Below are 1,679 nucleotides of genomic sequence, written 5' to 3' on the forward strand. Positions count from 1 at the left end.
GCGTCCCTGTGTAGCACCTTGCAAGTGCATTGTTATTAACACAGGTATTTTGCCTGAACAGCACAGAGGGCGCTCCTTTCAGTTCATTCTGTCTTACTTCTTCAGATCGTTAAGCGGGACTTAAGGATCCTAAAATGGCCGATTTGATGTAATCTTCGGTATGTTATGAACGCTGAGTCTCTGCTTGTACTCGAGCAACACCTGCTTTCCGCTTTATCTTCACCACCGCAGGAAATCCGTCGTCTGTTTCATGGCCGGGGACGTTGCTGGCCAGGTTTGGAACAGCTGACGGTGGACTGGCTCCATGGCCAATTGCTGGTCTCTCTTTTCAAGGAGCCTGAGCCGGAGTGTCTTTCTGAACTCAAATCGGTGCTTTTCAGAATAACCGAGAGTGGCCAGTGGCAGTCATCCGGAGCTGTTTCCATGCTTTTGCACCATAGGGATCGAGAAGGGAGTCCTCTGGAGTGTCTTTGGGGGGCTCTGAACGACTACCCTCAGGTGCAAGAAAGCGGGCTGAACTATCAACTGGATCTGGGAAGAAAGCAGAATAATGGTTTGTTTCTGGATATGCGAAATGGACGACAATGGGTTCAGGAAAATGCTAAAGACCAAAAAGTACTGAATCTGTTTGCCTATACCTGCGGCTTCTCGGTAGCTGCAATGGCGGGTGGAGCAGACAGTGTCGTTAATCTGGATATGGCCAGAGCCGCGTTGGAGCGGGGCAGGGAAAACCATAGACTGAATGATCACGATCTGAATCAGGTACGATTTCTTGGACATGATCTATTCAAATCCTGGGGTAAGGTGCGCAAGCTGGGTCCCTATGATCTGATTATTATTGATCCGCCTACCTTTCAGAAAGGCAGCTTTGCTCTGACCCGGGACTACCGGAAAATTCTTCGACGCCTGCCTGAACTTCTGACAGAAGAAGGACAGGTTCTGGCCTGTGTGAATGACCCGCATCTGACATCGGATTTTCTGATTGATGAAATGAAAGAAGAGGCTCCGGAGCTAAAATTTATGGAACGTCTGCCCAATCCCCCAGAGTTTGCAGATATTCATCCAGAATCATCCCTGAAAGCTCTGGTTTTCAAGCGCTGATTTTTTGTAACTGCTCATTCTTCCTGGGTAAGGCGTCTAACCCTGAGAAAGGCTATTGATGAAGCAGGGTTAGCGTCAGTCAATCGGATAATGTTCCTTTGAACTCTGAGCAGTTACGATTATTTAATCCATTTCAAAGGCTCGCCCAATCGAAAGCATAGTGAGTACTATGGCGTACTGATGATGAAAGGGTGTTGCAACACTTCAGATGCAGATAGTCGGTCTTCAGGTTTCATGGCCAACATCTTTTTCAGAAGATCCCTCAACTGACTCTTCTCGGGCTTCAACAATTTTGGGTTGGCTATGGCTATTGTGGTCATGTATTGAATGATACTGAAGTGATCCTCCAGTTCGATGGTAACGCCCTGGGTATCACACAGACAGAGTTTTTCTCCAGTAGCCGCTTCATAGAGCATCTTGCCATATAATACCAATCGCACATTCTAACTACGCTATTGTGCTGACAATCTGAACAACAGCCCTGCGTTGGAACTCCTCGCAATAGCTAGCTATTACTCGTCGTTCCGCCTTGCTCTGATGTCCAGCTTGCCATGCTCATTACGGTAGTTAGAAAATTC

General features: G+C 47.5%; 2 protein-coding genes. One reads left to right on the top strand and one right to left on the bottom strand.

What is annotated here, in order from left to right; genetic code table 11:
* Positions 1-165 precede the first annotated feature (165 nt).
* Positions 166-1,101: a class I SAM-dependent methyltransferase gene (locus tag ACR2PX_RS18170; protein WP_434000777.1), complete on the top strand. Its 936-nt coding sequence runs from the start codon at positions 166-168 to the stop codon at positions 1,099-1,101.
* A 167-nt stretch (positions 1,102-1,268) separates the two neighbouring features.
* On the opposite strand, the gene ACR2PX_RS18175 is transcribed toward ACR2PX_RS18170, so the two are convergent.
* On the bottom strand, positions 1,269-1,541 hold the full coding sequence (locus ACR2PX_RS18175) for a protein kinase domain-containing protein (protein ID WP_434000778.1): 273 nt from the start codon (positions 1,539-1,541) through the stop codon (positions 1,269-1,271).
* Positions 1,542-1,679 lie beyond the last annotated feature (138 nt).

The sequence above is a fragment of the Endozoicomonas sp. genome, from assembly GCF_051008435.1.
Classification (GTDB): domain Bacteria; phylum Pseudomonadota; class Gammaproteobacteria; order Pseudomonadales; family Endozoicomonadaceae; genus Endozoicomonas_A.